1 protein-coding gene is annotated in these 847 nt (G+C 74.7%); it reads left to right on the forward strand.

Features of this window, described 5'->3' with window-relative positions:
• Window positions 1-847, forward strand: an 847-nt coding sequence (locus D7X32_RS45890) for a hypothetical protein (RefSeq protein WP_120608486.1), incomplete at both ends; no start/stop codon positions are given.

Consider the following 847-nt stretch of genomic DNA (forward strand, 5'->3'; position numbering starts at 1 on the left):
CGCCCGAGGAGGCCGCCCCGGCCCCCGCCGCGCCCGCCGTCCCCAAGGACGCCGTCGTGCTGCGCTGGAACCTCGTCCAGGACGTCCCCGTCTCCTTCCGCCTGAACCTCGCGCTGGACCGCAACGCGCCCGTCCCGGAGTCCGCCCCGGCGGAGAAGCCCGCCAAGGCCGACAAGAAGAAGAAGGGCGCCAAGGCCGACTCCACCGACGCGGCCCCCAAGGCCGCCACCACCGCGAGCACCGCCGTCCCCACCGAGTACACCTACGTGCTCCAGCTGGATAAGTCCGGTGAGCGCCAGCTGCACGTGACGCCCAACAACGGCGCGCCGGAGGACGCCACCTTCAGCGACCGCGGCTTCATCATCGACGGGCTCCAGGGCCCCGCGCGCAACCTGGCCACGCTCGTGCTGGAGCTGCCGCGCGACCCCGTGCGCCCCGGCGAGACGTGGTCCCTGGGCACCGAGCTCACCGTGCCGGACGCACTGGGCGGCCAGTTCCGCCGCGCCCCTGGCGGCGAGCGCCACAACCGCGTGAAGCTCGTCTCCGTCACCCCGGGCGACAACGGCGAGCAGGTGGCCACGCTCGAGTACGACATCGTGGAGCAGTTCGGCGGCACCCTCAGCGCCTCGCGCGCCGTCCCCGCCGGCGGCGCCAAGAAGGGCCCGCGCCAGCCCGGCGCCGAAGGCACCGCCATCGAGGTCCCCGACGAAATGGCCGACGCTCCCGCCGCCCCCGCCCCCCAGCCGGAGGGCACCGAGCTGGGCGCCACCGTGAAGGTCACCGGCAAGGGCGAGTTCCTGGTGAAGGCCGGCCAGTGGCGCTCCTGGGAGGGCACCCTGTCCACCGC

Origin of the sequence: Corallococcus carmarthensis (assembly GCF_003611695.1) — a bacterium.
GTDB lineage: Bacteria > Myxococcota > Myxococcia > Myxococcales > Myxococcaceae > Corallococcus > Corallococcus carmarthensis.